This window comes from Thioalkalivibrio sp. ALMg9, from assembly GCF_000380625.1.
Taxonomy (GTDB): domain Bacteria; phylum Pseudomonadota; class Gammaproteobacteria; order Ectothiorhodospirales; family Ectothiorhodospiraceae; genus Thioalkalivibrio; species Thioalkalivibrio versutus.
The window spans coordinates 26,151-53,138 of record NZ_AQYC01000003.1 but is presented as its reverse complement, the minus strand read 5'-3'; the positions used below and the strand labels follow the sequence as shown (position 1 = coordinate 53,138).

The window sequence follows — 26,988 nt, the reverse complement described above, 5'->3', positions numbered from 1 at the left end:
CATGGCCAACCAGATCTGCTTTGCGACGCGTTACCTGGACAACGCCGCCGCGCTCGATACCTACAAGAGCGTCGGCGGCTATCAGGCGCTGGAGAAGGTCTACAAGGGCAAGATGGCCCCCGAGGACGTGATCGAGGAGGTCAAGACCTCCAACCTCCGCGGCCGCGGAGGTGCGGGTTTCCCGACCGGTCTCAAGTGGTCGTTCATGCCGCGCAACAGCCCGGGGCAGAAGTACATCGTCTGCAACTCGGATGAATCCGAGCCGGGTACCTGCAAGGATCGCGAGATCCTGATGTACAACCCGCATGCGCTGATCGAGGGCATGGCGATCGCTGGGTACGCGATCGGCGCGACGGTGGGCTACAACTACATGCGCGGCGAGTTCATGGACGAAGTGAACACGCGCTTTACGGCCGCGCTGCAGGAGGCCTACGAAGCCGGCTACCTCGGCAAGGACATCTTCGGCTCGGGGGTGGACTTCGATCTGCATCCGTCGCTGGGGGCGGGCGCCTATATCTGTGGCGAAGAGACGGCGCTGCTGGAATCGCTGGAAGGCAAGAAGGGCCAGCCGCGCTTCAAGCCCCCGTTTCCGGCCAACTACGGCCTGTACGGCAAGCCGACCACGATCAATAACACCGAGTCGCTCGCCTCGATCCCGTCGATCATCCGCAACGGCGGCCAGTGGTTCGCGGATCTGGGTGTGCCCAAGTCCGGGGGCGAGAAGCTGTTCTCGGTGTCCGGGCACGTGAACAAGCCGGGCAACTTCGAGATCCCACTGGGCACTCCGTTCAAGGATCTGCTGGAAATGGCCGGCGGTGTGCTGAACGGGCGCAAGCTGAAGGCGGTGATCCCGGGCGGATCATCGGTGCCGGTGGTACCGGGCGACGTGATGCTGAAGGCCAACATGGACTTCGATTCCATCGCGCATGCCGGCTCCATGCTGGGCTCCGGGGCGGTGATCGTGATGGACGAGACCGCCGACATGGTGAAGTCCCTGCAGCGGATCTCTCGCTTCTATTTCTCCGAGTCCTGTGGCCAGTGCACGCCCTGCCGCGAGGGGACCGGCTGGCTCTACCGCATGCTTACTCGCATCGTCGAGGGCCAGGGCCGACCCGAGGACCTGGAACGGCTGGACGACGTGGCCAGCAAGATCGAGGGCCATACCATCTGCGCCCTGGGCGACGCCGCCGCCATGCCGGTGCGCAGCTTCGTCAAGCATTTCCGCCACGAATTCGAATACTACATCCAGCACGGCCGGAGCCCGGTGGCAGACGCCGCCTGACGCTCTACCGCGCCATCGCATCAGGAATCGAGCATGAGTCAGGATCAGAAACAAGATCTGGTCAGCATCGAGATTGACGGCCGTACGGTGGAGGCGCCCAAGGGCGCCATGCTCATCGATGTCGCCGATGATGCCGATATCCGCATTCCGCGGTTCTGCTACCACAAGAAGCTGTCGGTGGCGGCCAACTGCCGTATGTGTCTGGTCGAGGTGGAAAAGGCACCCAAGCCGCTGCCGGCCTGCGCCACGCCGGTGATGGACGGCATGAAGGTGTACACCCAGTCCCCGCTGGCGCTGCGCGCGCAGAAGGGGACCATGGAGTTCCTGCTGATCAACCATCCGCTGGACTGCCCGATCTGTGACCAGGGCGGCGAGTGCGAGCTGCAGGACGTGGCCATGGGCTACGGCGAGAGCGTGTCCACCTATACCGAAGCCAAGCGCGTGGTGAAGGACAAGGACATCGGTCCGCTGATCGAGACCGAGATGACCCGCTGCATCCACTGCACTCGTTGTGTGCGCTTCGGCGAGGAGATCGCCGGGGTGCGCGAGCTGGGCGCGACCGGACGCGGCGAGCACATGCGCATCGGCACCTACGTCGAGAAGACCGTGGCCCACGAGCTCTCCGGCAACGTGATCGACCTGTGTCCGGTTGGGGCGCTGACCGCCAAGCCGTCGCGCTACAGCGCGCGTGCCTGGGAATACGCGCAGGCGGCGACGATTGCCCCGCATGATGCGGTCGGCTCCAATCTGTTCCTGCATACCGACGACGGCCGTGCGATGCGGGTCGTCCCGCGCGAGAACGACGCGGTCAACGAGACCTGGATCTCCGACCGCGATCGCTTCAGCTACACCGGTCTGTATGCGGAGGATCGACTGACCCGCCCACGGATCAAGGTCGACGGCCAGTGGCAGGAGGTCTCCTGGGAGACCGCATTGAGCTACGCCGTCGAGGGCCTGAAGGAGGTTGCCCCGGCGCGCGTGGGCGCGTTGCTCTCGCCTGCACTCTCGCTGGAGGAACACTACCTGGCGCAAAAAGTGCTGCGGGGCATGGGTGTCACCGACATCGATCACCGCGTGAATCAGCGCGATTTCCGCGACGAGGCGGCGGCCCCGCTGTTCCCGTATCTGGGGGCCGCGATTGGCGAGCTCGAAAACGCGGATGCCGTTCTGCTGGTGGGCAGCAACCCGCGCCGCGAGCAGCCGTTGCTGGCACACCGCCTGCGCAAGGCGGCCTCGCGCGGTGCACATGTGAGCCTGGTCAACGACATGCTGCTGGACCTGACCTATCCGGTTCAGGCCCAGCTGGTCGGCGACGAGCACGACCAGGTCCTGGCGCTCGCCGGGATCGCCGGGCAGCTCGCCGCGGCCGGCAAGTCGCTGCCGAAAAAGCTGGAAAAGATCGTCAAGGCGGCCGCGACAGACGACGGCGAGACGCGGGAAGCCTTCGAACGCGCAGCCCGTGCGCTGCTGGACGGGAAGCGGGGACATGTGCTGCTGGGCGCCGCTGCAATCAACGGGCCAGCCTTTGCCACGTTGCGGGCCCTTGCAGGCTGGATCGCCAAACATACCGGTGCCAGCCTCGGCTACCTGCCGCAGGGCGCGAATGCCGCGGGTGCCTGGCTGGCTGGCGTCCTGCCGCATCGTGGCCCGGGTGGGGCGGAGCTGGAGGTCGCCGGTACGAATGCCGCCGAGATGCTCGAGCAGGGACGCGATGCATTCGTGATCGCCGGGCTGGAGCCGGGCCGCGATGGGGTCGATCCGGCGGCCTTCCAGGCAGCCCTGGAGCGTGCCGGTCTGGTGGTGGCCCTGAACAGCTTCGCCACGCCTGAACTGGAGGCTGTGGCGGATGTGCTGCTGCCGATCGCCACAAGCTTTGAGCAATCCGGGACCTTCGTGAACGCCGAGGGCCGTTGGCAGAGTTTCCGCGCCGCCTCGCGCGCCCCGGATGACGCGCGACCGGGCTGGAAGGTCTGGCGCGTGCTGGGCAATCTGCTCGACCAGAGCGGTTTCGATTACCTGGATTCGCCCGCGGTGCGGGACGAGCTGAAGGGCCAGCTGGCGGAAGCCAGCTTCGATACCGGTGTCAACCTCAACAAGGTGCAGGTGGAGGTGCCCGAGGCCGGCGCGGGCGACGGGCTGTACCGTGTGCAGGCGGCCGCACTCTACAGCGGTGATCCGCTGGTGCGCCGTGCCAAGCCGCTGCAGACCAGCCCCGAGGGGCTGCTGGCCGAGAGCGTGCTGGTGCATCCCGAGTCTGCCGGCGAGCACGCCCATGGCAGCCGCGTGCGACTGCGTCAGGGCAAGGCCGAAACGGAATTGACCCTGTTGCTGGACGATTCGGTGCCGCCGGGTCTGGCCGTGACCTTTGCGGGTTCCGCGGCCATGGGGGCCCTCGGCCTGCCGAACACCACGGTCACGCTGGCGCGGGCCTGAGGGACTTAAGACATGTTCGACTGGATGATGAACCTCTTCTACAGCCTTCCGACGGTCATGCAGATCCTGATCGGCATTCAGCTGATCGTGATTCCGCTGATGCTGGCCGTGGCCTACACGACCTTCGCCGAACGCAAGGTCATCGGTTACGCCCACGTGCGCATCGGCCCGAACCGGGTGGGCCCGCGCGGCTGGCTGCAGCCGATCGCGGACGCCCTGAAGCTGTTGACCAAGGAGGTCATCCTCCCGACCAACGCCAATCGCTTCCTGTTCCTCAGCGCCCCGGTGCTTACGATTGCGCCGGCTTTGGCGGCCTGGGCGGTGGTTCCGTTTTTCGACGGCGGGGCCCTGGCGAACGTGAACGCCGGGCTGCTGTATCTGCTGGCGCTGACCTCCCTCGGTGTGTACGGCATCATCATCGCGGGTTGGGCCTCGAACTCGAAATACGCGCTGCTGGGCTCGCTGCGCTCGGCCGCGCAACTGGTCTCCTACGAGATCGCGATGGGCTTTGCCCTGGTGGGCGTGCTGATGGCTGCCGGCACCCTCAACGTGGGCGGGATTATCGAGGCGCAGTCCGGGAGCATGTACCACTGGTTCCTGCTGCCGCTGCTGCCGATGTTCTTCGTGTACTTCATCTCCGGGATCGCGGAGACCAACCGGGCGCCCTTCGACGTCGCGGAGGGCGAGTCCGAGATCGTGGCCGGGTTCCATGTGGAATACTCCGGCATGGCGTTCGCGGTGTTCTTCCTGGCCGAATACGCCAACATGATCCTGATCTCGGCGCTGACTGCGATCCTGTTCCTGGGGGGCTGGCTGTCGCCGTTCCAGGGCATCCTGCCGGCCGCCGTGTTCGACTGGCCGGTGATCGGGGCACTGCTGGATCACGGGATTCACTGGTTCCTGTTCAAGACCGCGGTGTTCCTGTTCGCCTTCCTGTGGTTCCGCGCCACCTTCCCGCGCTATCGCTATGACCAGATCATGCGCCTGGGCTGGAAGGTCCTGATCCCGGTGACCATCGTCTGGCTGTTTGTCGAGGGCGTGCTGGTCGCGTTCAACGTCGGCCCGTGGTTCGCCTGAGGAGATCGTGATGAAAGCCGTGCGCCGTTTCTTCAAGAGTTTCCTGTTCTTCGAGCTGCTGCTGGGGCTGCGCCTGACCGGGCGTTACCTGTTGAGCCGCAAGTTCACCGTGCAATACCCGGACGAGAAGACGCCGATGTCGCCGCGCTTCCGCGGACTGCATGCCCTGCGCCGTTATCCCAACGGCGAAGAGCGCTGCATCGCCTGCAAACTGTGCGAGGCGGTGTGCCCGGCGCTGGCAATCACCATCGACTCCGAGGAGCGCGACGACGGCACGCGGCGGACCACGCGCTACGACATTGACCTGTTCAAGTGCATCTTCTGCGGCTTCTGCGAAGAGGCCTGTCCGGTGGATTCCATCGTCGAGACGCACCTTTTCGAGTACCACTTCGAGAACCGGGGCGAGCAGATCATGACCAAGGACAAGCTCCTGGCCATTGGTGACCGCTTCGAGAAAGAGATCGCGCAGGCCCGCGCGGTCGACGCCCCCTACCGGTAACGCAGGGAACGCCTCATGACCTTCGAGCTTGTCCTTTTCTACCTGTTCGGTGCGATGCTGCTGGGAGGTGCGCTGGCGATGATCAGCGTGCGCAACCCGGTGCATGCGGCGCTGTTCCTGGTGCTTTGCTTTGTTGCCGCCGCGGCATTGTGGGTCATGGCGGAGGCCGAGTTCCTGGGCATCGTCCTGGTGCTGGTGTACGTCGGCGCGGTCATGGTGCTGTTCCTGTTCGTGGTGATGATGCTGGACATCAATCTCGCCAAACTGCGCGAGGGCTTCGCCGAGTATCTGCCGGCGGGGATCGTGGTCGCGCTGGCCATGGCCACCGTGCTGGTGCTGGTGATTACCCGCTACATCACCATGGACGCCCCCGAGCGCGCCGGCCCCGAGTACGCCAACACCGAGGCCCTGGGCGCGATCTTGTACACCGAGTACGTCTATCCGTTCGAGATCGCCGCGGTCATCCTGCTGGTCGCGATCATCGCCGCGATCTCGCTGACCATGCGCAAGCGGCCGGACAACAAGTCGATCGACCCGGGCAAGCAGATGGCGGTCTCCCGCGAAGGGCGGGTGCGCATGGTCGCCATGCCGTCGGAGAAGAAAGAAGCCCCGCGCCGGGGTGCGCAGGGGTCCGGGGCGAACGCCCCGGGCAGGGACGACGGCTCGAAGTAGGCACACCGAGTACACAGGCATCCCGGCCGCGCGCCGGGACCCGGACACCGGGGGCGGGCAACGTCCCCGAAAGAACTCAGGGCTAGAACATGATTACGCTAGAGCACTACCTGGTGCTGGCCGCGCTTTTGTTTTCCATTAGCGTGGCCGGGATCTTCCTGAACCGGAAAAACGTGATCGTGCTGTTGATGTGCATCGAGCTGATGATGCTCGCGGTGAACATCAACTTCATTGCCTTCTCGTTCTTCCTGCAGGACCTCGCGGGCCAGGTGTTCGTGTTCTTCATCCTGACCGTCGCCGCGGCCGAGGCGGCCATCGGCCTCGCCATCCTGGTGTTGCTGTTCCGTAATCGCGGAACCATCAACGTCCAGGACATGGATGCAATGAAGGGATAAACGGCCATGGATACGATCTATCTGCTCATTGTTCTGGCGCCACTGTTCGGCGCGATCGCCGCCGGCCTGTTCGGTCGCCAGATTGGCCGTGCCGGGGCGCACACCGTCACCATCCTGGGGGTGGCGGTGTCGTTCATCCTGTCTGTGGTGGTCTTCTGGGCGCATGTCTTCGGGGATGCCGGGGTCTACAACGAGACCCTCTACACCTGGCTGGTGTCGGACGGCATCCAGTTCGAAGTCGGGTTCCTGGTCGACAACCTGACCGCCATGATGATGCTCGTGGTCACCTTCGTCTCCCTGATGGTGCACATCTACACCATCGGGTACATGAAGGACGATCCAGGCTATCAGCGCTTCTTTGCGTACATCTCGTTGTTCACCTTCTCCATGCTGATGCTGGTGATGGCGAACAACTTCATGCAGCTGTTCTTCGGCTGGGAGGCCGTGGGGCTGGTCTCCTATCTGCTGATTGGCTTCTGGTACAAGCGCCCGACCGCGACCTACGCGAACATGAAGGCGTTCATCGTGAACCGCGTCGGGGACTTCGGTTTCCTGATCGGCATCGCCGCGCTGGTGTTCTATACCGGCAGCCTGAACTACACCGAGGTGTTCGCCGAAGGCCAGGCGATGAGCGAGGCCACGATCACCATCTGGCCGGGCTGGACCTTCGGCCTGCTGGACCTGGCGCTGATCTTCCTGTTCATCGGTGCGATGGGGAAATCCGCCCAGGTGCCGCTGCACGTCTGGCTGCCGGACTCCATGGAAGGCCCGACGCCGATCTCCGCGCTGATCCACGCGGCCACCATGGTGACCGCGGGCATCTTCATGGTCGCGCGCATGTCGCCGCTGTACGAGTTCTCGGTCGCGGCGCTGTCGTTCATTCTCATCATCGGCGCGATCACTGCGTTCTTCATGGGCCTGATCGGGCTGGTGCAGAACGACATCAAGCGCGTGGTCGCGTACTCGACGCTGTCCCAGCTGGGTTACATGACCGTGGCTCTGGGTGCGTCGGCGTACGCCGCGGGGCTGTTCCACCTGATGACCCACGCCTTCTTCAAGGCGCTGCTGTTCCTGGCTGCCGGCTCGGTGATCATCGCCATGCACCACCTGCAGGACATGCGCGCGATGGGCGGCCTGCGTCGGTACATGCCGATCACCTACGTGACGGCGCTCATCGGGTCCCTGGCGTTGATCGGCTTCCCGTTCTTTTCCGGGTTCTTCTCCAAGGACGCGATCATCGAGGCGGTGGGCTATTCCGAAACCCCAGGGGCCACGTTCGCCTACTGGCTGGTGCTGGCCGGGGTGTTCGTCACCGCGCTATACACCTTCCGCATGTTCTTCATGGTGTTCCATGGCGAGGAGCGCTATGACCAGGCACACAAGTACATGCCGGACCACGGCGACGAACACGACGATGAGCATGGCGATGACCACCACCACGGTCCGTTGCAGCCGAAGGAGTCGCCGTGGGTGGTGACCGTGCCGCTGATCCTGCTGGCGATCCCGTCGGTCGTGGCTGGCTACTTCATCGGTCCGATGTTGTTTGGCGACTTCTTCGCCAACAGCCTGTTCGTGTTGCCGGAGCAGGATGTGCTGGCGACCAAGGGCGAGACCTACACCGGGGTCATCGGCTTTGTACTGCACGGTCTGATGCTGCCGGCGTTCTGGCTGGCAATGGCCGGCCTGGCGACCGCCTGGTACCTGTACATGAAGCGCCCGGAACTGCCGGCGTTGATCGCCGAGCGCCTGAAGCTCGGGGTGCGCATCCTCGAGGACAAGTACGGCTTCGACCGCTTCAACGACTGGTTCTTTGCCGGCGGGTCGGTGCGTCTCGGGCGGGCGCTGTGGCGCTATGGTGACGCGCTGATCATCGACGGCTTGCTGGTCAATGGCACGGCGCGCTCGATCGGCTGGATCTCGTCGCGTGTCCGCCACATGCAGTCCGGCTTCCTCTACCACTACGCGTTCGTGATGATCATCGGCCTGCTGGTCCTGATGTTCGCCTTCGTGATCTGAGCGGCTTCGACACCCATGCGCTCGAAGCCCATCGCTGTTTCAAGGAACGACCATGTTTGCTGACTGGCCTATCTTGAGTCTGTTGATCTGGCTGCCGATTCTCGGTGGCTTCCTGGTGCTCGCCGCCGGGCGCGACGCGCCCCATGTGGCGCGTCGGCTCGGGCTCGCGGTGGCCGTAGCGACCTTTGTCGTCAGCCTGCCGCTCTGGTTCGTGTTCGAGCGGGGGACCGCCGAGATGCAGTTCCAGGAGCTGGCCTCCTGGATCCCGGCGTTCAACGTGAACTACCACCTGGGTGTGGACGGCATCTCCATGCCGCTGATCCTGCTGACCACGCTGATCACCGTGGTCGTCGTGGTTGCCGCGTGGGAATCGGTGAAGGACCGCATCGCCTACTACATGGCCGCGATGCTGGTGATGGAAGGCCTGATGATCGGCATGTTCGCATCGATGGATGCGGTGCTGTTCTACGTGTTCTTCGAGGCGATGCTGATCCCGATGTTCCTGGTGATCGGGATCTGGGGCGGTCCGCGACGTGTCTACGCCACCCTCAAGTTCTTCCTCTACACCTTTCTCGGTTCGGTGTTCATGCTGGTCGCGCTGATCTGGATGTACATCCAGTCCGGCAGCTTCCTGATCCAGGATTTCCATGCCCTGCAGATCGGCCTGACCGCGCAGATCCTGATCTTCCTCGCGTTCTTCATGGCGTTCGCGGTGAAGATCCCGATGTTCCCGGTGCATACCTGGCTGCCGGATGCCCACGTGGAAGCGCCCACTGGCGGCTCGGTGATCCTGGCCGCGATCATGCTGAAGATCGGGGGCTATGGCTTCCTGCGCTTCTCGCTGCCGATCACCCCGGATGCCAGCGCCGTGCTCGACACCATGATGATCGTGCTGTCGCTGATCGCCATCGTCTACATCGGCCTGGTGGCGCTGATCCAGAGCGACATGAAGAAGCTGATCGCGTATTCGTCGATCGCGCACATGGGCTTCGTGACCCTGGGCTTCTTCCTGGCCTTCTACATCTACTCCAACACCGGTGACTGGGAAGGCGCCTCGCTGGGTATCGCCGGCGGCATGGTGCAGATGATCTCGCACGGCTTCATCTCGGCGGCGATGTTCCTCGCGGTGGGGGTGCTGTACGACCGCCTGCACAGCCGGCAGATCGCCGACTACGGCGGTGTGGTGAACACCATGCCGTGGTTCGCCGCGTTCTTCGTGCTGTTCGCCATGGCCAACACTGGCCTGCCGGGCACGTCCGGATTCGTCGGCGAGTTCATGGTCATCCTGGCCGCGTTCAAGGCGGATTTCTGGATCGCGTTCCTCGCCGCGACCACCCTGATCCTGGCCGCTGGCTACACCCTGTGGCTGGTCAAGCGCGTGATCTTCGGCGCGGTGGCCAACGAGAACGTGGCCGGTCTTTCCGACATGAATCGCCGCGAGTTCTTCCTGATGGGCGTGCTGGCCTTCTTCACGCTGCTTCTGGGCGTATGGCCGGCCCCGCTGCTGGATGTGATGAACGCGACCATCGACCACCTCGTGGCGCATATCGCGCAGTCGAAGCTCTGAAGGGGCGCCTGACATGAATTTCGAGATCCCCAATTTCCTCCCCGCCGTGCCCGAGATGTTCGTGCTCGGGATGGCGTGCCTGATCCTGGTGATCGACGCGTTCCTGCCGGATTCGCGGCGTGATGTCACCTACGGCCTGGTGCAGGCGACCCTGGTCGCGGCGGCGGGTCTGACACTGTGGATGATGGGGCCGGAGACGGTCCTGACCTTCTCGGATACCTTCGTGAAGGACCCGATGGCCGACATCCTGAAGGTGGCGGTGTACGTGACCAGCTTCCTGGTCTTCCTGTATGCCCGTCCGTACCTGATGGAGCGCGGTATCCACAAGGGCGAGTTCTACGTGCTGGGCCTGTTCGCGGTGCTCGGCATGATGATCATGATCTCGGGGCACAACCTGCTGACCCTGTACCTGGGCCTGGAGTTGCTGTCGCTGTCGTCCTACGCGCTGGTCGCGTTCTGGCGCGACAACTCGCGCGCCACCGAGGCGGCCATGAAGTACTTCGTGCTGGGTGCGCTGGCATCTGGTTTGCTGCTCTACGGCATGTCCATGATCTATGGCATGACCGGTTCGCTGGATATTGCCGTGATCGCCGCCGAATTGGTGGCTGCGGACGAGAGCATGAACGTCCCGCTGGTCTTCGGCCTGGTGTTCCTGGTGGTCGCCATCGCGTTCAAGCTGGGGGCAGTCCCGTTCCACATGTGGGTGCCGGACGTCTACGACGGCGCGCCCACGGCGGTCACGCTGTTCATCGCCACGGCGCCGAAGATTGCGGCTTTCGCCTTCCTGATGCGGCTGCTGGTGGAAGGCATGGGGCCACTGCACGCTGACTGGCAGGGCATGCTGATTATCCTCGCGGTCCTGTCGCTCGCAGTGGGCAACGTGATCGCGATCGCCCAGACCAGCATCAAGCGCATGCTGGCCTATTCGACGATTGCCCATATCGGGTTCCTGTTCATGGGGATCTTGGCGGGCACCGACAGCGGGTACGCCTCGGCCATGTTCTACGTGATCGTCTACGCGATCACGGCCGCCGGTGGTTTCGGGATGATCGTGTTCCTGTCGCGCAAGGGGTACGAAGCGGACCAGATCGATGATTTCAAGGGGCTCGCCAAGCGCAACCCCTGGTTTGCGTTCATCATGCTGCTCCTGTTGTTCTCCATGGCCGGTGTACCGCCGACCGTCGGCTTCTACGCCAAGCTGGCGGTGATCCAGGCCGCCGTGGGCGCGGAACTGGTCTGGCTGGCGATCGTCGCGGTGATCTTCTCGATCATTGGCGCCTTCTACTACCTGCGTGTGGTCAAGATGATGTTCTTCGACGACCCCCAGGAAGGTGCCGAGGAGCCGGTCCAGCCGTCCGGTGCGCTGGCCGCTGCGCTTAGCATTAATGGGCTTGCGGTGCTGCTGTTGGGAATTTTCCCGGGTCTGCTGCTGTCTTTAACCCACTACGCAATTATCGGGTAACTCGTGACACAGTGGATTCCGTTTGATGTTCTAGTCTGGGGGTTTGTGGTGGTGGCGTTTATCAGCGCCAACCTGCCCTGGCTCAGTGATCGTATCGGCCTGATGGTGGTGCCGGAGAGTGGCATCAAGGGGCCGTGGACCCGCATTGGCGAATGGCTGGTGCTGTATATCGTGATCGGCGCCATCGGGAAGGGGCTGGAGTTCCAGGCGACCGGCGGTATCCATCCGCAGGGTTGGGAGTTCTACGTGATCACCCTGTCGCTGTTCGCGATGTTTGCCCTGCCCGGATACATCTGGCGCTACGACCTGCGTCCACACCTGCGGGCTGGCCAGCGCCGGGCACGGTAGTAAATAATCGGCGACAGCCCTTGCGGGGCGGGTCGCCGCTTTGGTATAGTTCTGCGTCTCGGATGCGGGGTGGAGCAGTCTGGCAGCTCGTCGGGCTCATAACCCGAAGGTCGCAGGTTCAAATCCTGCCCCCGCTACCAATTGTCAGAGAGGCCCCGTACGGGGCCTTTTTGTTAAGGGTCTTCGCCCGGTGTGGTGAATCGCCCTTGGGCCGCGCTCCCGCGCGCCTCGCAGCACCCAAGGTGTTGCTGTCATCTGGAGAGGTGTACGAGGGGCGTTCGGCGCCCTTTTTTTGTTTCCGGGTCCCGCCAAAGGGACGGAGTCGATCGAGACGCCCTTGTCGCAGAAGGCTGAACAACTGAAAACACTGCTGACCCCGGTTGTCGAGGGGGAAGGCATGCAGCTGTGGGGGCTGGAGTATCACTCCGGTTCCACGCCGCCTGTCGTGCGGATCTATATCGATGGCGAGAATGGCGTCACGGTGGACGATTGCGCGCGCGTCAGCGATCAGGCCGGTGCGGTCATCGAGGTCGAGGAGGCTCTGAAGGGGAACTACACCCTGGAGGTGTCCAGCCCCGGTATCGAACGCCCTCTGTTTACCCCCGAGCAGTTCCGGACCTACATCGGTCATCCGGTGAAGGTGCGTCTGGCATGGCCGGAGCATGACCGCCGCAATTTCCGTGGCGTACTGCTGTCGGTGGAAGATCCGATGATCGAGGTGGAAGTGGACGGCATGGCCTACGAGCTGCCGCTGGCCGCGATCCACAACGCGCGTGTCCTTGAGCAGCTATAAAAAATAGCTGTAGTCCAGGGCGCTGCTACGCTTTTTGTTGAATCGGCAGGCAACTGCCGAGTGCGGAGAGGCAAGACATGAACAAGGAGATCCTGCTGGTCGCTGATGCCGTGGCGAACGAGAAGGGAGTGGAGAAGGACATCATCTTCGAAGCCCTGGAATCGGCCCTGGCGATGGCGACCCGCAAGTACCACGGCGGCAAGATGGACGTGCGCGTGAGCATCGACCGCGAGGAGGGTGATTACGAGGCCTTCCGGCGCTGGACCGTGGTGGACGACGAGGACCCCGAGTTCGAATCCCCGGAATACCAGACGCTGCTGTCCTATGCCCAGCAGAAGAATCCGGATGCCCAGGTCGGCGACGTGATCGAGGAGCCGGTCGAGGCCGTGGACTTCGGTCGCATTGCGGCCCAGGCCGCGAAGCAGGTCATCGTGCAGAAAGTACGCGAAGCCGAGCGAGCCAAGGTCGTCGCGGAGTACCAGGATCGCGTTGGCACGCTGGTCATGGGGATCGTCAAGCGTACGGATCGCAATGGCACCTATGTGGACCTCGGGAGCAACGCCGAGGCCCTGATCCCGCGCGAACACATGATCCCGCGCGAGACCGTGCGTACCAATGACCGGCTGCGCGGCTATCTCAAGGAGATCCGCCCCGAGGCCCGTGGCCCGCAGTTGATCCTCAGCCGCACCGCGCCGGAGTTCCTGATGGAGCTGTTCAAGCTCGAGGTGCCCGAGGTCGGCCAGAACATTATCGACATCATGGGCGCGGCCCGTGACCCGGGTATGCGTGCCAAGATTGCGGTGCGCTCCAACGACCCGCGTCTGGATCCGGTCGGCGCCTGCGTCGGCATGCGCGGCTCGCGTGTGCAGTCGGTGTCCAACGAGCTGGCCGGCGAGCGCATCGACATCATTGTCTGGGACGAGAATCCGGCTCAGTTCGTGATCAATGCGATGTCGCCGGCGGAGGTCCTGTCGATCGTGGTCGACGAGGACAAGCAGTCGATGGATATCGCGGTCGAGGAAGACAAGCTGTCGCTGGCCATCGGCCGTGGCGGCCAGAACATCCGCCTGGCCTCCCAGCTGACCGGCTGGGAACTGAACGTGATGACCGAGGAACAGGCGGCCGAAAAGAGCGACGCCGAGGCCCAGCAGTTGGTCGCGTTCTTCATGGAGGCCCTGGATGTCGACGAGGAAGTTGCCAGCATCCTGGTTCAGGAAGGCTTTACGACCCTGGACGAAGTGGCCTATGTGGAAGAGGCAGAACTGCTGGCGATCGAGGAGTTCGACGAGGCCATGGTCGAGGAGCTGCGCAATCGTGCGAGCGACGCGCTCCTGACCAAGGCCATCGCGGCCGAGGGTGGCGATGGCTATCAGCCCGCGGAGGATCTCCTCGGCATGGAAGGCATGAGCCCGGCGCTGGCGAACAAGCTGGCGTCACATGGCGTGTGCACCATGGAGGACCTGGCGGAGCAGGCATCCGACGACGTGGTCGAGATGACCGGCCTGGATACGGAAGAGGCGTCGGCGCTGATTATGACGGCGCGCGCCCCGTGGTTCGAAACCGGGGAGTAAGCCCCGGTCGCTCGTCTCGCGGACGCGTATCACAGGCTGTCGGTTGGCCTGAAAAGAATCTGGAATGGAGGTAGGCGCCATGGCGCAAATGACAGTGCAGCAATTCGCGGAATCGGTGGGAACACCGGTTGACCGCCTCATGGTTCAGCTCAAGGAGGCGGGCGTCGAGGTCGATGGTCCGGAAGCGGCGATCACCGATGCCGAAAAGCGCAAGCTGCTCGATCACCTCCGTCAGGCGCATGGCGAGGGCGACGCAGGGCGCGTGACCCTGAAGCGCCGGACCCAGGCGCAGACCCTCAAGGTCAGCTCCGGCCAGGGGCGCTCCAAGACGGTTAACGTCGAGGTGCGCAAGAAGCGGACCCTGAAGCCCAAGCCCGCCGAGGCACAGCCCGAGGCCCCGGTGGAAGAGCCGCCGGTAGCCGAGGAGCAACAGGCCCCGGCGCCCGAGGCCCCGGAAGAAATCCGTGCCGCCGGCCCGGCGGAAGAAGCGGCCCCCGAGGCCCCGGTCGAGGACGAGACCTCGGTCGCCGAAGAGGTGCCGGTCGAGGAGCCCAAGGCCGAAGAGCCGGTCGTCGAGACCCCGGCCGAGCCGGAACCCGAGCTGGCCGAAGAGGCCCCAGTCGAGGAGCCCGCTGCCGAACCGGAGCCCGTGCCCGAGAAGCCGAAACGTCCGCTTAGCCGTACCGAGCAGCTGGCGCTGCAGGTGGAGGCCGAGCGCGAAGCCCAGCGCAAGGCGTCCGACGCGCGCAAGCAGGAAGCCGTTGAACGCGAAGAACGCCAGAAGCGTCGGGCGAAAGAGCTCGAGGCCCAGGAGGCCAAGCGCGAGAAGGAAGAACAGACACGGTTGGAGCGCGAAGCCGCAGCCCGGCAGGCCGCTCCGGCGGCTGCTGCCCCGGCAGCCGATGCCAAGGCCGGCAAGGGCGCCCGCAAGGGTGGTCGCAAAGACGAGCGCAAGGAACTGCATGTCGCCGGGGACCGCCGCGGTCGCCGCAAGAAGGGCGAGAGCCGCAAGGCCCAGTCCGCAGCGGCTCAGGCCGTGACCAGCAAGCACGGCTTTGCCAAGCCGACCGCGCCGGTGGTGCGGGATGTCGAGGTGCCGGAAACCATTACCGTGGCCGACTTGGCCCAGGCGATGGCGATCAAGGCGCCGCAGCTGATCAAGGCCCTGATGGGCATGGGCGTGATGGCGACCATCAATCAGTCGATTGATCAGGACACCGCGATGCTGGTGGTCGAGGAGATGGGGCATAACCCGATCGCCGCGAAGGAAACCTCGGTCGAGGACGAGATCGATACCGGTCTCGAGCAGAATGCCGAGGCCCGTCCGCGGCCGCCGGTGGTGACCGTGATGGGTCACGTCGACCACGGGAAGACCTCGCTGCTGGACTATATCCGCAAGGAGAAGGTCGCCTCTGGCGAGGCAGGCGGGATTACCCAGCACATCGGCGCCTACCACGTGAAGAACAACCACGATGGCGTGACCTTCCTGGATACCCCGGGGCATGCCGCGTTTACCGCAATGCGTGCCCGCGGCGCCCAATCCACCGACATTGTGATCCTGGTGGTTGCGGCGGATGACGGCGTGATGCCGCAGACCATCGAGGCGATCCAGCATGCGAAGGCTGCGGGCGTGCCGATGGTCGTGGCGGTCAACAAGGTCGACAAGCCCGAGGCCGAACCGGATCGGGTCATGAACGAACTGGCCCAGCACGAGGTCATCCCCGAGTCCTGGGGCGGCGATACCCAGTTCATTCAGGTCTCCGCCCATACCGGCCAGGGGATCGACGATCTGCTGGAGTCCCTGGGGCTGCAGGCCGAGGTGATGGAGCTGAAGGCCCCGGACGAGGGTCCGGCGCGTGGTGTGGTCATCGAATCGCGCCTGGAGAAAGGCCGCGGTCCGGTGGCGACCATTCTGGTCCAGTCCGGCAAGCTCAAGCACGGCGACATCGTGCTCTCGGGCAAGGAATACGGCCGCGTGCGGGCGATGTTCGACGACACTGGTGTGGCCGTGAAGGAAGTCGGCCCGTCGATGCCGGTCGAGGTCCTGGGCCTGTCCGGGGTGCCGGACGCTGGCGACGAGGTGTTGGTGGTGGCCGATGACAAGACGGCCCGCGAGGTCGCAGAACATCGCGACACCAAGCAGCGCGAGCGCAAGCTGGCCGCGCAACAGGCGTCGAAGCTGGAGAACATCTTCAACCAGATGCAGGACGGCCAGATCGCGACCGTGAACATCCTGATCAAGGCGGATGTGCAGGGCTCGGCCGAGGCCCTGCGCGAGTCGCTGATCAAGCTGTCCACCGACGAGGTCCGCGTGAAGGTGGTCTCCGCCGGGGTGGGCGGGATCTCCGAGTCCGACATGAACCTGGCGATGGCCTCCGAGGCGATCGTGATCGCGTTCAACGTGCGTGCCGATGCGGGCGCGAAGCGCCTCGCGGCGGAGAACGAGATCGACGTGCGCTACTACTCGGTGATCTACGAGGCGATCGACGACGTGAAGCAGGCGCTGTCCGGTCTGCTGTCGGCCGAGATCCGCGAAGAGATCGTCGGCCTGGCGCAGGTGCGCGACGTGTTCAAGGCCTCGGGCTTTGGTCAGGTGGCCGGCTGTCTGGTGATGGAGGGCGCGGTCAAGCGGGGCAACCCGATCCGCGTGCTGCGCGACAACGTCGTAATCTACGAGGGCGAGCTGGAGAGCCTGCGTCGCTTCAAGGACGATGTGAACGAGGTCAAGGCCGGTACCGAATGTGGTATCGCGGTGAAGAACTACAACGACGTGAAGGCGGGTGACCAGATCGAGGTCTTCCAGCGCGTCGAGGTGGCCCGGACGCTCTGATGCCCGGTAACCGCGACTTCCATCGTTCCGACCGTGTCGGGGAGCAGATCCAGCGCGAGCTGGCCGAGCTCATCCGCATGGAGGTCAAGGACCCGCGGGTCGGCATGATCACGCTGGCCGGGGTCGAGGTGTCGCGCGATCTGGCGTATGCCCGAGTGTATTTCACCCAGCTCGGCGGGGCCGAGAAGGGTCAGGAGGCGCAGAAGGGCTTGAACAGCGCCGCCGGTTTTCTGCGTCGGGCCCTGGGGCAGCGCATGCGTCTGCGCTCGGTGCCGCAACTGCGCTTCATCTATGACGATACGCCGGAGCGCGGTGCGCACCTGTCGTCACTGATCAACCAGGCGCTGGCCGAGGATCGGGCGCATCATGCGGACGATCCCGAGGCCCCGGATGGGGACGGCGCGGCAGATGACGGTGGCTCCGACGAGCGACGCGATCCGGACGAGGGACCGGAACGCGGGGCCTGAGCCCGGGCGTTTTCGGCCGGGCGTTTCATCCATGGCGAGCAAGCGGCGCGAGGTCGACGGCATCCTGTTGCTGGACAAGCCGCGGGGGCGCAGCTCCAACCAGGCGCTGGGCCGGGTCAAGTATCTGTTGCAGGCGAAGAAGGCCGGTCATACCGGGGCACTGGACCCGCGGGCGACGGGCCTTTTGCCGTTGTGCTTCGGGCAGGCCACCAAGGTCTCTGGCTGGCTGCTGGATGCGGACAAGCGCTATGTCGCCGAGGCGCGCCTGGGGGTTGAGACGGACAGCGCGGACCTCGATGGCGCAGTGATCCGCGAGGCGGCGGTGCCGCCCATCGAGCCGGCCACCCTGCGCGAGCTGGAGCGGCGGTTCAGTGGCGACCAGGCGCAAGTCCCGCCAATGGTCTCGGCCCTAAAGCATCAGGGCAAGCGCCTGTATGAGCTCGCGCGTCAGGGTGTGGAGGTGGATCGCCCCCCGCGTCCGGTGCAGATACATTCCCTGGAGATCGAGCAGATCGCGGCGGACGGCCTGCGTTTGACGGTGCATTGCTCCAAGGGGACCTATATCCGTTCGCTGGTTGCCGACATCGGGCATGCGCTCGGTTGTGGAGCGGCGGTGGATACGTTGCACCGGGTCGGGCACGGCCACTTCGACGCCGCCGCGATGGTCTCGCTGGATGCCATTGAGGCGGCCTTCGAGGCGGGCGGGGTCGCCGCCATCGAGGCCTTGCTGCAACCGGCGGAGGCGGCGCTGGCGCACTGGCCGTCGGTCACGCTCGACGCCGCCGCCAGCGCCGCCATGCGCCATGGCAACCCGGCCGCGCCGACCGCCGTGGTCGGGCAGGCCCCAGGGGCGGCGGATGCGCCGTACGAAGGGGATACTGGCTGGCCCCTGGTGCGGATTTTTGATGATGGTGGCCGCTTCCTGGCGGTCGGTGTTCGCGACCCCGACGGGCAGATCCGGGCGCGCCGTTTGTTCGTGCCGGCGGCGCACGCGCCGGCCTGAGCGTGCCCGGTCTCTTTCTGTTCACGTCGTCGTGCGTCGTGCTACCATTGCCCGCCTATCGCCAGCGCCACTGGTCGGTTAACGGTTTAGAAATTTTTCAGGAGTCAGGTTTTCATGTCGCTCACCACCGAAGAAAAATCGGCCATCGTCGAGAAGCACAAGCGCGATCCCAACGACACCGGTTCGCCGGAAGTCCAGGTCGCGCTGCTGACGGCCCGCATCCAGCATCTGATGGGGCACTTCGACAAGCACAAGCAGGATCATCACTCGCGCCGCGGCCTGTTGAAGATGGTCAGCACGCGCCGCAAGTTGCTGACCTATCTCAAGCGTCATGACCAGGAGCGCTATCAGGCCCTGGTTCAGGAGCTTGGGCTGCGCCGCTAAGGCCGGCATGACGGGCCCGCGCCATTGGTGCGGGCCCGTTCGCTTTCGGGCCGGCACCAATGGGTCGCGAGAGCGAGAATTCAGGCATCAAAGTCGCAAGAACACGGGAAACGGGAAATAACGTGGCATACAAGAAGTCATTCCAGTACGGAAACCATACGGTCACCTTCGAAACCGGTGACATCGCTCGTCAGGCCAGTGGCGCCGTCATCGTCAATATGGCCGAGACCGTGGTGCTGGTCACCGTGGTGGCTCGCAAGGAAGCCGACCCGGGCCGAGACTTCTTCCCCCTGACCGTGAACTACCAGGAGCGCACCTACGCGGCCGGCAAGATCCCGGGTGGATTCTTCAAGCGCGAGGGGCGCCCGAGCGAGAAGGAAACCCTGACTTGCCGCCTGATCGACCGACCGATCCGTCCGCTGTTCCCGGAAGGCTTCAAGAACGAGACCCAGGTGGTCGCGACGGTTATGTCGATCAACCCCGAGGTGGATCCCGATATCCCCGCGATGCTCGGGACCTCGGCCGCGCTGGCGCTCTCCGGCGTGCCCTTTGCCGGGCCGATTGGCGCCGCGCGAGTCGGTTACCGCGCCGGTGAATATCTTCTGAACCCGACCTACAGCGCCCTGGCGGATTCCGACCTTGATCTTGTCGTGGCGGGTACCGAGAACGCCGTGCTGATGGTCGAATCCGAGGCCAACCAGCTCTCCGAAGAGGTGATGCTGGGTGCGGTGATGTACGGCCACGAGCAGATGCAGGCCGCGATCCAGGCGATCAAGGAACTGGCGGCCGAGGCCGGCAAGCCCGCGTGGGAGTGGCAGCCGGCAGCGTCGCTCGAATCGCTCGAGGAGCAGATCCAGGGGGTGGTCGGCGAGGAACTGGTGGAGGCGTACCAGATCGCCGAGAAGCAGGCGCGCACGCAGCGCATTGGCGAACTGCGCGGCAAGGCCGTGGAGGCCCTGGTCAGTGAAGACGAGTCCGGGCCCAGCCTGGATGACGTGAAGACGGCCTTCCACGACCTGGAGTACCGCCTGGTCCGTGATCGTATCCTCGACGGCAACCCGCGCATCGATGGCCGCGACACCAAGACGGTGCGCCCGATCCACGTGGATACGGGCGTGCTGCCGCGCGCGCACGGCTCCGCCGTGTTTACCCGGGGCGAGACGCAGGCAATGGTGGTGGCCACCCTCGGCACCGATCGCGATGCCCAGATCATCGACGCCCTGGAAGGCGAGCGCCGCGACCGTTTCATGCTGCACTACAACTTTCCGCCTTACTGCACCGGCGAAACCGGCTTTGTCGGGACACCCAAGCGCCGCGAGATCGGGCACGGGCGCCTCGCCAAGCGTGGCGTGCAGGCGGTGATGCCGAACGAGGCGGACTTCCCCTATGTGCTTCGCGTGGTCTCCGAGATCACCGAATCCAACGGGTCCAGCTCCATGGCCTCTGTCTGCGGTACCTCGCTGGCGCTGATGGATGCCGGCGTGCCGCTGAAGGCCCCGGTTGCAGGTATTGCGATGGGCCTGATCAAGGAAGGCGATCGCTTCGCCGTGCTCTCCGACATCCTCGGCGACGAGGACCATCTGGGGGACATGGACTTCAAGGTGGCCGGCACCAACGACGGCGTGACCGCGTTGCAGATGGACATCAAGATCGACGGGATCACCCGCGAGATCATGGAGCGGGCGCTGGCCCAGGCCCGTGAGGGCCGCATGCATATCCTCGGATGCATGAACGAAGTACTGCCGCATCATCGTGACGAGATGTCCTCGCACGCGCCGCGCTTCATCACCATGAAGATCAACCCGGACAAGATCCGCGACGTGATCGGCAAGGGCGGGGCGACCATTCGCGCACTGACCGAAGAGACCGGCGCGACCATCGACATCCAGGACGACGGCACGGTGAAGGTCGCCTCCACCGATCAGGCGGCGGGCCTCGAGGCCAAGCGCCGTATCGAAGAGCTGACCGCGGATATCGAGGTGGGGCGCCAGTACACCGGGAAGGTGGCGAAGATCATGGACTTCGGGGCGTTCGTCTCGATCCTGCCGGGCCGTGACGGTCTGGTCCACATCTCGCAGATCTCCGATGAACGTGTCGAGAGCGTCGGCGATTTCCTCGCGGAAGGGGATTCGGTGACGGTGCGGGTCCTGGAAGTGGACAAGCAGGGCCGCATCCGTCTGAGCATGAAGGCGGTCGAACCCGAGTCCTGATCGGACTCGCTTCGATCACGGGCGCTGCTTTTCCCGGCGTCCGGCCATTCAGATTCGGGACGCGTGGGCATGGACCTCGTCAGTATTCGCAAAAGTTACCGGCGCTACGCTCGCCACTACGACGCCACCTTCGGTCGAGTGTTCGCGACCGGGCGCGCCAGCGCGCGGGAGACCCTGGCGCCGGTCTCGGGCAAGCGCATCCTGGAGGTCGGGGTCGGCACCGGGATCTCGCTGCCGGATTACCCGGATGACTGCGAGGTGGTGGGGATCGATGTATCCCGCGAGATGCTGGAGGTTGCGCGTGGGCGCCTGAACGGTGGTCTGCCGGCAGTATCTGGCCTGTGCGAGATGGATGCCGAAAAGCTCGGCTTCGCCGATAATAGCTTTGACGCGGTGGTCGCGATGTATGTGGCAACCGTGGTGCCCAACCCCGATGCCCTGTTCGCCGAGATGTGGCGAGTCTGCCGCCCCGGGGGGCGCTTGCTGGTGGTCAACCACTTTGCCTCGCAGCAATGGTTGTTGCGCGGCGTCGAGCGCTGCCTGCGGCCGCTGTCGAAGGCCGTTGGGTTCCGGCCGGACATGGAATACGAGGACTTCGTGCGCGTGACCGGGCAGGAGCCCTGCATGGTCGCCCCGGCGAGCCTGTTCGGCTACTGGAAACAGGTCGAATTCCGCAAGCCTGTCTGAACGTTCGTCCTCGCATGGCGCCGCCACGAGCCCCGTGATGGCGAGGAGCGCAGCGACGAAGGAAGCAACCTCCGTCCGCACCCCCCTGCGTTTTGTTCGGTTCGGTTGCCTGGCCGCCCAGGAAGGCCGCCATGTCGCTACATTCCTTGCGATGGCAGGGCTTGTGACAAGGCCATGGTTGGTCAGCGGCGGGTGAACAACGGCAGCTCGTGGCGCCGCGCATTGGCGGCGAGAAACTGCCCGCGGCCATCCCGCTCGGCATCCAGCCCGGCCTGTTCCGTTGAAGGTTCCCCCAGGATTGTTGCCAGGAAGACCTCCAGTTCCCGCCCGTCCACCCGCAACCTGCCGAAGGGCGTGCCGTCGGCGGCCGCATACCAGAACAACCGTGGCTGCCAGTTGCATCCCTGGATCTTTGGGTGGCGGTAGAGTTCGATCAGGCGCTGTTCGAGTGCGTCGGACATGGGAACCTCGGTCGGGGCGGGCCGGACGAAACGCTGTGGGCAGAAACGTCGACTGTCGCCAAAAGGCGTTACTGTAGAACAACACCATCCCCGCGTCAGAGGACCCGACGAATGGCCATCGACTGGAAGCAATACGATTCCGCCCCGTTTTACGACGAACTGATCGAGAAACCTGGCCAGCCACGCCCTCGGGCTCGGGCACTCGCGGAATACCTGGCCTCGCTGGACGCGGGCGAGATCCACAGCCGCAAGCAGGCCGCGGACAGCGCGATTCTCGAGATGGGTATCAGCTTCACGGTCTACACTGAAGGCGAGAACATCGACCGTGCCTGGCCGTTCGACATCATCCCGCGGGTCATTGCGCGCAAGGAATGGGATCAGGTCACGGCCGGCCTGGAGCAGCGCCTGAATGCCCTGAATCTGTTCATTGACGATATCTACAACGAGCAGCGGATCTTCCAGGACAAGGTGATTCCGCGCTACGTGCTGAACCAGTCAAAGAACTTCCGCGAACAGTGTGTTGGCATCAAGCCGCCGCAGGGCGTCTGGGCACACATCTGCGGCTCGGACCTGGTGCGCGACGGCTCGGGGCAGTTCTACGTGCTGGAGGACAACCTCCGCGTGCCCTCCGGCGTGTCGTACATGCTGGAGAATCGGCAAGTCACCAAGCGGGTGTTCCCGGAGCTGTTCGAGAGTTCCAGCATCCTGCCGGTGGATGAATATCCCACCCAGCTGTTCGACATGCTCGCCTCGATCTCGCCGCGTCCGCAGGACTACCCGGAGATCGCGGTGCTGACGCCGGGGATCTACAACTCGGCCTACTTCGAACACTCCTTCCTCGCCCAGCGCATGGGCGCGGAGCTGGTGGAGGGCGCGGATCTGGTGGTCGGCGACGACGACTGCGTCTACATGCGCACCATCGATGGTCTGGAGCGCGTCGACGTCATCTACCGGCGCATCGACGACGAGTTCCTGGATCCGGAGGTCTTCAATCCGGATTCGATGCTGGGCGTGCCCGGGCTGATGCGCGCCTGGCGCCAGGGCAACGTGGGGCTCGCCAACGCGCCGGGCGCGGGCGTGGCCGACGACAAGGTGATGTATGCCTTTGTGCCGGACATTATCCGCTATTACCTGGATCAGGAACCGATCATCCCCAATGTGCCGACCTATCTCTGCGTCAACGAGAAGGATCGTGCCTACGTGCTGGATCACCTTGACGAGCTGGTGGTGAAGCCGGCCAACGAGTCTGGTGGCTACGGCATGCTGGTCGGCCCGCACGCAACCAAGAAGCAACGGGCCGAGTTCGCGCAGCTGATCAAGAAAGACCCGCGCAATTACATCGCCCAGCCGACGCTGGACCTTTCGGTGGCCCCGACGCTGTGCGGTGACGAGATCGAACCGCGGCACCTGGATCTGCGCCCGTTCGTCCTGCAGGGGGTGCGCACCGACGTGACCGCCGGCGGGCTGACCCGCGTGGCGATGCGCAAGGGCTCGCTGGTGGTGAACTCCTCGCAGGGCGGGGGCAGCAAGGACACCTGGATCGTGGACGAGGAGAACTAAGATGCTCTCGAGAGTCGCAGAACGCGTGTACTGGATGGCGCGCTATGTGGAGCGTGCCGAGAACACGGCGCGCATGGTCATGGCCTTCAATCTGCTGGCGCTGGACATGCCGAAATCGGTGCAGCTGTCCTGGAAGGGGCTGGTGGACGTCACCGGTAACGAGGCCCTGTTCGACAACCACTACCAGCGCGAAGATGAACGTAACTGCGTGAAGTTCCTCTTGGCCGATGCCGACAACCCCAGCTCCATCCTCAACTCCCTGCGCGCCGCGCGCGAGAACGTTCGCACCACGCGCGATCTGGTGCCCTCCGAGGCCTGGGAGGTGATGAACGAACTCTATCTGTTCGCGCGCGACCATATCGATCAGGGTATCGGCAAGCGCGGGCGTTTCGAATTCCTCTCGGACGTGATCCAGCGCTGCCAGACCCTGACCGGGCTGCTGGCCGGAACCATGAGCCACGATGCCGCCTACGACTTTATCCGCCTGGGACGCAACCTGGAGCGGGCCGACATGGGGACGCGGCAGATCGACGTTGGCGCACTGCGTCACCTGAAGAAGGATGGCGAGGATCCGGGGCCCTACGAGGGACTGCTGTGGACCAGCATCCTGCGTTCGGAGAGCGGCTTCCAGATGTATCGTCAGCATGTGAAGCGGCGTATCAACGGCGTGGATGTGGTTCGCTACCTGTTGCAGGACACCGCCTTCCCGCGGTCGGTTACCCACGCCCTGACCCAGGTACAGGACGCGCTGGAAAAACTGCCGAACAACGAACTGCCTCTGCGCCTGGTGATCCAGGGGCGCCGTCACGCGGCCGATGCGCACGTGGACGAATTGATCAAGGAAGAGGCCCTGCACGCCTTCATCGACGTGCTGCAGCGGGATATCGGAGATATTCACGGCGCGAACGCCGAGACCTGGTTCCTGGCCTCGCCGGCGCAGGTGCAGACTCAGGCGGCGTAGCGTCGCCGCGCTGCCGTGTTCAGCGCCGCGGCTTTTTCGTCTTGGTCGAGGAAGACCCCGCCGTCTTGCCGGAGCCGCGGCTGACGCGCGTCCCGCGCAGCTTGCGTTCGTGGGCGGATTCCCAGTCGAAGCGCGGCAGGTCGGTGAAGGCCTTCTTGATGTTCATGTCCCAGGCCTGGGTGAGCGACCGCAGGTAGTCGTCGTCCGTCTCCAGGCACAGGTAATGGTCGAAGGTCAGGGTGCCGCGCTCATAGACCATCACCTCGATCGGTGGCCCCACGGTCAGGTTCGAACGGATCGTCGAGTCGATGGAGACCAGGGCACAGCGCGCGGCATCGCCCAGCGGGGTGGTCGGGTCGATGATGCGGTCCAGAATCGGCTTGCCGTATTTGCTCTCGCCGATCTGCAAGAAGCGTGTCTGCTGCGAGGTGGTGATGTAGTTGCCCTGCGGGTAAACCATGAAGATCGCTGGCGCGTCCTGGCCGATCTGGCCGCCGATGATCAGCGTGGCCTCGGCCTTGATGCCGGAGCGGGACAGTGCCTCGGAGTGCTTTTCCGCCTCTTCGCGGTTGAGCCGGCCCAGATAGTCGGCCGCATCCGACATGCGCTCCACGGTGGCCAGGCTCTCGTCGGCACCTTCTTCCATGTCCCGTTTGAGCTGCTGTACCACGGATTGCGTAGTGGCGAGGTTGCCGGCAGCGAGGACCACAAAGACCCGCTGACCCTCGATCTCGAAGGTGTGCATCTTGCTGTAGGTGCTGACCTGGTCGACGCCCGCATTGGTGCGGGAGTCGGAGGCGAAGACGAGACCGTCGTCCAGATCGATGGCGACACAATAGGTCATGGGGACGCGGGTTTCCGGGCAAGGGGGTGACGGCATACTAGGGCTGGGGTCGGGGGGCGTCAACGCGCCGGGCGGATGGTTGCGCCCAGAATATGCATCGAACCGATGCCCTTGGATGACGGTCTCTTGCTTCGTTGAACCCCGTTCTCACTGGAGGTCCCGATGCTGCGGCGCTGGTTCTTGTTCCTGATCATCCTTGGATTTTCCCCCGTAATCGCGAGCGCCGACACACTGGCCCCGGATGCGCTGATCGAGCGCATGCAGGCGGGTGGGCTGGTGATCTACTGGCGGCATGCGGCCACCGACCGCAGCCAGCGGGACACCGACCTGGCCGACATGAGCCGTTGCGAGGGGCAGCGCAATCTCGACGACCGCGGGCACGAGCAGGCGCGTCAGGTGGGCGAGGGCTTCGAACGTCACGCGATCCCGGTCGAGCGCATCCTGAGCTCGCCCTTCTGCCGCAATGTCGACAGCGCCCGGATTGCCTTCGGCGAGGATTCCTGGGAGGTCCGTGACGACCTGTTCAATATGCCGCCAGTGCGTGACCGTCAGCGCCAGCAGGAGCTAGTCGATGCATTGCGGCGCTATCTGGTGACGGCGCCGGGGGATGCCGGGAAGAACGTGGTGATCGTGGGCCACAACATCAATCTTCAGCAGGCCGCCCGGGTTCGCATCGACGAGGGTGAAATCGCCGTGTTCGAGCCCGGCAGCGACTCGCCCCGGGTACTCGGGGTGCTGACGCCCGACGACTTCGACTGAGACCCGGGAGACTGTGAGGGGCGGGCCCGGTGGGTGCCGGGTACCGCGGCCGCAGAGCGTCTGCACACAAGGGAAACACCCAATCCATCACTCGCGAGGAGGACGGCATGCGAAATGGGATGCTGGGCGCAATCCTGGCCCTGTTGCTGGTGGCGTTCGCTACCGCAAATGCGGGGACGCTGGCACCGGATGCGCTGATCGAGCGTATGCAGGCGGGTGGGCTGGTGGTGTACTGGCGGCATGCGGCGACCGATCGTTCGCATGACGACTACGACCTGTCCGACATGGACGATTGCGAAGGACAGCGCAATCTGAGTACGCGCGGGCGCGAGCAGGCGCGCCAGGTGGGCAAGGGCTTCGATCATTACGCGATCCCGGTGGAGCAGGTATTGACCAGCGAGTTCTGCCGTAACTGGGAGACCGCGCACTATGCCTTCGGTGACTACGAGATTCGGACCGAGCTCTACAATCTGCCGATTATCCAGGACGATGAGCGCCGCGAGGACCTGATCGAAGGCCTTCGGGGGCATCTGAATACTCCGCCCAGGGATCCGAAGCAAAACATCGTCGTTGTGGGCCACGATCTCAACCTGCGCCACGCCGCGGATGTGGAAATCGAGGAGGCGGAAATGGCGGTGTTCGAGCCACACGCGGACGGCCCGCGCCTGCTGGGCACGCTGAAGCCGGACGATCTCGGCAAGCGATGA

At 64.6% G+C, this 26,988-nt stretch carries 24 protein-coding genes and 1 tRNA gene; 23 read left to right on the top strand and 2 right to left on the bottom strand.

Annotated elements, in window-relative coordinates:
* Position 1: 1 nt before the first annotated feature.
* From nuoF to F792_RS0100245, 19 genes are all read left to right on the top strand, one after another.
* A complete protein-coding gene (gene nuoF / locus F792_RS0100335) occupies positions 2-1,282 on the top strand; it encodes an NADH-quinone oxidoreductase subunit NuoF (RefSeq protein ID WP_018167901.1) in 1,281 nt (426 codons plus the stop codon).
* Between the two features lie 33 nt (positions 1,283-1,315).
* Entirely contained in the window at positions 1,316-3,715 is a 2,400-nt protein-coding gene (gene nuoG, locus F792_RS0100330; RefSeq protein WP_018167900.1) for an NADH-quinone oxidoreductase subunit NuoG, read from the top strand.
* Positions 3,716-3,727: 12 nt separating this feature from the next.
* On the top strand, positions 3,728-4,792 hold the full coding sequence (nuoH, locus tag F792_RS0100325) for an NADH-quinone oxidoreductase subunit NuoH (protein ID WP_018167899.1): 1,065 nt from the start codon (positions 3,728-3,730) through the stop codon (positions 4,790-4,792).
* A 10-nt stretch (positions 4,793-4,802) separates the two neighbouring features.
* Positions 4,803-5,291, top strand: a complete 489-nt coding sequence (nuoI, locus tag F792_RS0100320) for an NADH-quinone oxidoreductase subunit NuoI (RefSeq protein ID WP_018146229.1) — start codon at positions 4,803-4,805, stop codon at positions 5,289-5,291.
* 15 nt (positions 5,292-5,306) lie between these two features.
* On the top strand, positions 5,307-5,963 hold the full coding sequence (locus tag F792_RS0100315) for an NADH-quinone oxidoreductase subunit J (protein WP_018167898.1): 657 nt from the start codon (positions 5,307-5,309) through the stop codon (positions 5,961-5,963).
* A gap of 89 nt (positions 5,964-6,052) precedes the next feature.
* Positions 6,053-6,358, top strand: coding sequence for an NADH-quinone oxidoreductase subunit NuoK (gene nuoK / locus F792_RS0100310; protein WP_018141813.1), 306 nt, complete (start codon positions 6,053-6,055; stop codon positions 6,356-6,358).
* Positions 6,359-6,364: 6 nt separating this feature from the next.
* A complete protein-coding gene (gene nuoL, locus F792_RS0100305) occupies positions 6,365-8,374 on the top strand; it encodes an NADH-quinone oxidoreductase subunit L (RefSeq protein ID WP_018146227.1) in 2,010 nt (669 codons plus the stop codon).
* A gap of 52 nt (positions 8,375-8,426) precedes the next feature.
* Complete coding sequence (locus F792_RS0100300) at positions 8,427-9,941, top strand: NADH-quinone oxidoreductase subunit M (protein ID WP_018167897.1); 1,515 nt, start codon at positions 8,427-8,429, stop codon at positions 9,939-9,941.
* A 13-nt stretch (positions 9,942-9,954) separates the two neighbouring features.
* On the top strand, positions 9,955-11,403 hold the full coding sequence (nuoN, locus tag F792_RS0100295; protein WP_018167896.1) for an NADH-quinone oxidoreductase subunit NuoN: 1,449 nt from the start codon (positions 9,955-9,957) through the stop codon (positions 11,401-11,403).
* Positions 11,404-11,406: 3 nt separating this feature from the next.
* Entirely contained in the window at positions 11,407-11,751 is a 345-nt protein-coding gene (locus F792_RS0100290; protein ID WP_026287928.1) for a DUF2818 family protein, read from the top strand.
* A 63-nt stretch (positions 11,752-11,814) separates the two neighbouring features.
* Positions 11,815-11,891, top strand: a tRNA-Met gene (locus F792_RS0100285).
* A 197-nt stretch (positions 11,892-12,088) separates the two neighbouring features.
* Positions 12,089-12,544, top strand: a complete 456-nt coding sequence (gene rimP / locus F792_RS0100280) for a ribosome maturation factor RimP (protein WP_018167894.1) — start codon at positions 12,089-12,091, stop codon at positions 12,542-12,544.
* A 77-nt stretch (positions 12,545-12,621) separates the two neighbouring features.
* On the top strand, positions 12,622-14,115 hold the full coding sequence (gene nusA, locus F792_RS0100275; protein ID WP_018146222.1) for a transcription termination factor NusA: 1,494 nt from the start codon (positions 12,622-12,624) through the stop codon (positions 14,113-14,115).
* A gap of 64 nt (positions 14,116-14,179) precedes the next feature.
* Positions 14,180-16,945, top strand: a complete 2,766-nt coding sequence (infB, locus tag F792_RS0100270; protein ID WP_018650398.1) for a translation initiation factor IF-2 — start codon at positions 14,180-14,182, stop codon at positions 16,943-16,945.
* Positions 16,945-17,412: a 30S ribosome-binding factor RbfA gene (gene rbfA, locus F792_RS0100265; RefSeq protein ID WP_018167892.1), complete on the top strand. Its 468-nt coding sequence runs from the start codon at positions 16,945-16,947 to the stop codon at positions 17,410-17,412. Before infB ends, rbfA begins: the two co-directional genes overlap by 1 nt.
* Positions 17,413-17,443: 31 nt before the next feature.
* Complete coding sequence (truB, locus tag F792_RS0100260; protein WP_018167891.1) at positions 17,444-18,415, top strand: tRNA pseudouridine(55) synthase TruB; 972 nt, start codon at positions 17,444-17,446, stop codon at positions 18,413-18,415.
* A gap of 114 nt (positions 18,416-18,529) precedes the next feature.
* Positions 18,530-18,799 carry a 30S ribosomal protein S15 gene (gene rpsO / locus F792_RS0100255; protein WP_018146218.1) on the top strand — a complete coding sequence of 90 codons (270 nt, stop codon included), beginning with the start codon at positions 18,530-18,532 and terminating at the stop codon, positions 18,797-18,799.
* Between the two features lie 122 nt (positions 18,800-18,921).
* Complete coding sequence (gene pnp, locus F792_RS0100250) at positions 18,922-21,009, top strand: polyribonucleotide nucleotidyltransferase (protein ID WP_018167890.1); 2,088 nt, start codon at positions 18,922-18,924, stop codon at positions 21,007-21,009.
* 69 nt (positions 21,010-21,078) lie between these two features.
* The gene (locus F792_RS0100245) at positions 21,079-21,696 is read left to right on the top strand and encodes a class I SAM-dependent methyltransferase (protein WP_018167889.1); all 618 of its coding nucleotides are present in this window, start codon (positions 21,079-21,081) and stop codon (positions 21,694-21,696) included.
* Positions 21,697-21,878: 182 nt separating this feature from the next.
* Here F792_RS0100245 and F792_RS0100240 read toward each other — a convergent pair whose 3' ends face one another.
* Positions 21,879-22,157, bottom strand: coding sequence for a hypothetical protein (locus tag F792_RS0100240; protein WP_018146215.1), 279 nt, complete (start codon positions 22,155-22,157; stop codon positions 21,879-21,881).
* A gap of 111 nt (positions 22,158-22,268) precedes the next feature.
* Between F792_RS0100240 and F792_RS0100235 the strand changes: the two genes are divergently transcribed.
* Positions 22,269-23,717, top strand: coding sequence for a circularly permuted type 2 ATP-grasp protein (locus tag F792_RS0100235; RefSeq protein ID WP_018167888.1), 1,449 nt, complete (start codon positions 22,269-22,271; stop codon positions 23,715-23,717).
* A 1-nt stretch (position 23,718) separates the two neighbouring features.
* On the top strand, positions 23,719-24,678 hold the full coding sequence (locus tag F792_RS0100230; RefSeq protein WP_026313083.1) for an alpha-E domain-containing protein: 960 nt from the start codon (positions 23,719-23,721) through the stop codon (positions 24,676-24,678).
* 19 nt (positions 24,679-24,697) lie between these two features.
* On the opposite strand, the gene F792_RS0100225 is transcribed toward F792_RS0100230, so the two are convergent.
* Positions 24,698-25,522 (bottom strand): proteasome-type protease, encoded by an 825-nt coding sequence (locus tag F792_RS0100225; protein ID WP_018167887.1) that lies wholly within the window; start codon positions 25,520-25,522, stop codon positions 24,698-24,700.
* A 162-nt stretch (positions 25,523-25,684) separates the two neighbouring features.
* On the opposite strand from F792_RS0100225, the gene F792_RS0100220 reads away from it, so the two are divergent.
* Both F792_RS0100220 and F792_RS0100215 read left to right on the top strand, forming a co-directional pair.
* Positions 25,685-26,281 (top strand): histidine phosphatase family protein, encoded by a 597-nt coding sequence (locus F792_RS0100220; protein ID WP_018167886.1) that lies wholly within the window; start codon positions 25,685-25,687, stop codon positions 26,279-26,281.
* 107 nt (positions 26,282-26,388) lie between these two features.
* Entirely contained in the window at positions 26,389-26,988 is a 600-nt protein-coding gene (locus tag F792_RS0100215) for a histidine phosphatase family protein (RefSeq protein WP_018167885.1), read from the top strand.

What these genes read in the sequence shown, in the direction of transcription:
- nuoF (WP_018167901.1), top strand. Translation starts at nt 2, where the DNA reads ATGGCCAACCAGATCTGCTTTGCGACGCGTTACCTGGACAACGCCGCC.
- nuoG (WP_018167900.1), top strand. Translation starts at nt 1,316, where the DNA reads ATGAGTCAGGATCAGAAACAAGATCTGGTCAGCATCGAGATTGACGGC.
- nuoH (WP_018167899.1), top strand. Translation starts at nt 3,728, where the DNA reads ATGTTCGACTGGATGATGAACCTCTTCTACAGCCTTCCGACGGTCATG.
- nuoI (WP_018146229.1), top strand. Translation starts at nt 4,803, where the DNA reads ATGAAAGCCGTGCGCCGTTTCTTCAAGAGTTTCCTGTTCTTCGAGCTG.
- F792_RS0100315 (WP_018167898.1), top strand. Translation starts at nt 5,307, where the DNA reads ATGACCTTCGAGCTTGTCCTTTTCTACCTGTTCGGTGCGATGCTGCTG.
- nuoK (WP_018141813.1), top strand. Translation starts at nt 6,053, where the DNA reads ATGATTACGCTAGAGCACTACCTGGTGCTGGCCGCGCTTTTGTTTTCC.
- nuoL (WP_018146227.1), top strand. Translation starts at nt 6,365, where the DNA reads ATGGATACGATCTATCTGCTCATTGTTCTGGCGCCACTGTTCGGCGCG.
- F792_RS0100300 (WP_018167897.1), top strand. Translation starts at nt 8,427, where the DNA reads ATGTTTGCTGACTGGCCTATCTTGAGTCTGTTGATCTGGCTGCCGATT.
- nuoN (WP_018167896.1), top strand. Translation starts at nt 9,955, where the DNA reads ATGAATTTCGAGATCCCCAATTTCCTCCCCGCCGTGCCCGAGATGTTC.
- nusA (WP_018146222.1), top strand. Translation starts at nt 12,622, where the DNA reads ATGAACAAGGAGATCCTGCTGGTCGCTGATGCCGTGGCGAACGAGAAG.
- infB (WP_018650398.1), top strand. Translation starts at nt 14,180, where the DNA reads ATGGAGGTAGGCGCCATGGCGCAAATGACAGTGCAGCAATTCGCGGAA.
- rbfA (WP_018167892.1), top strand. Translation starts at nt 16,945, where the DNA reads ATGCCCGGTAACCGCGACTTCCATCGTTCCGACCGTGTCGGGGAGCAG.
- truB (WP_018167891.1), top strand. Translation starts at nt 17,444, where the DNA reads ATGGCGAGCAAGCGGCGCGAGGTCGACGGCATCCTGTTGCTGGACAAG.
- rpsO (WP_018146218.1), top strand. Translation starts at nt 18,530, where the DNA reads ATGTCGCTCACCACCGAAGAAAAATCGGCCATCGTCGAGAAGCACAAG.
- F792_RS0100245 (WP_018167889.1), top strand. Translation starts at nt 21,079, where the DNA reads ATGGACCTCGTCAGTATTCGCAAAAGTTACCGGCGCTACGCTCGCCAC.
- F792_RS0100240 (WP_018146215.1), bottom strand. Translation starts at nt 22,157, where the DNA reads ATGTCCGACGCACTCGAACAGCGCCTGATCGAACTCTACCGCCACCCA.
- F792_RS0100235 (WP_018167888.1), top strand. Translation starts at nt 22,269, where the DNA reads ATGGCCATCGACTGGAAGCAATACGATTCCGCCCCGTTTTACGACGAA.
- F792_RS0100230 (WP_026313083.1), top strand. Translation starts at nt 23,719, where the DNA reads ATGCTCTCGAGAGTCGCAGAACGCGTGTACTGGATGGCGCGCTATGTG.
- F792_RS0100225 (WP_018167887.1), bottom strand. Translation starts at nt 25,522, where the DNA reads ATGACCTATTGTGTCGCCATCGATCTGGACGACGGTCTCGTCTTCGCC.
- F792_RS0100220 (WP_018167886.1), top strand. Translation starts at nt 25,685, where the DNA reads ATGCTGCGGCGCTGGTTCTTGTTCCTGATCATCCTTGGATTTTCCCCC.
- F792_RS0100215 (WP_018167885.1), top strand. Translation starts at nt 26,389, where the DNA reads ATGCGAAATGGGATGCTGGGCGCAATCCTGGCCCTGTTGCTGGTGGCG.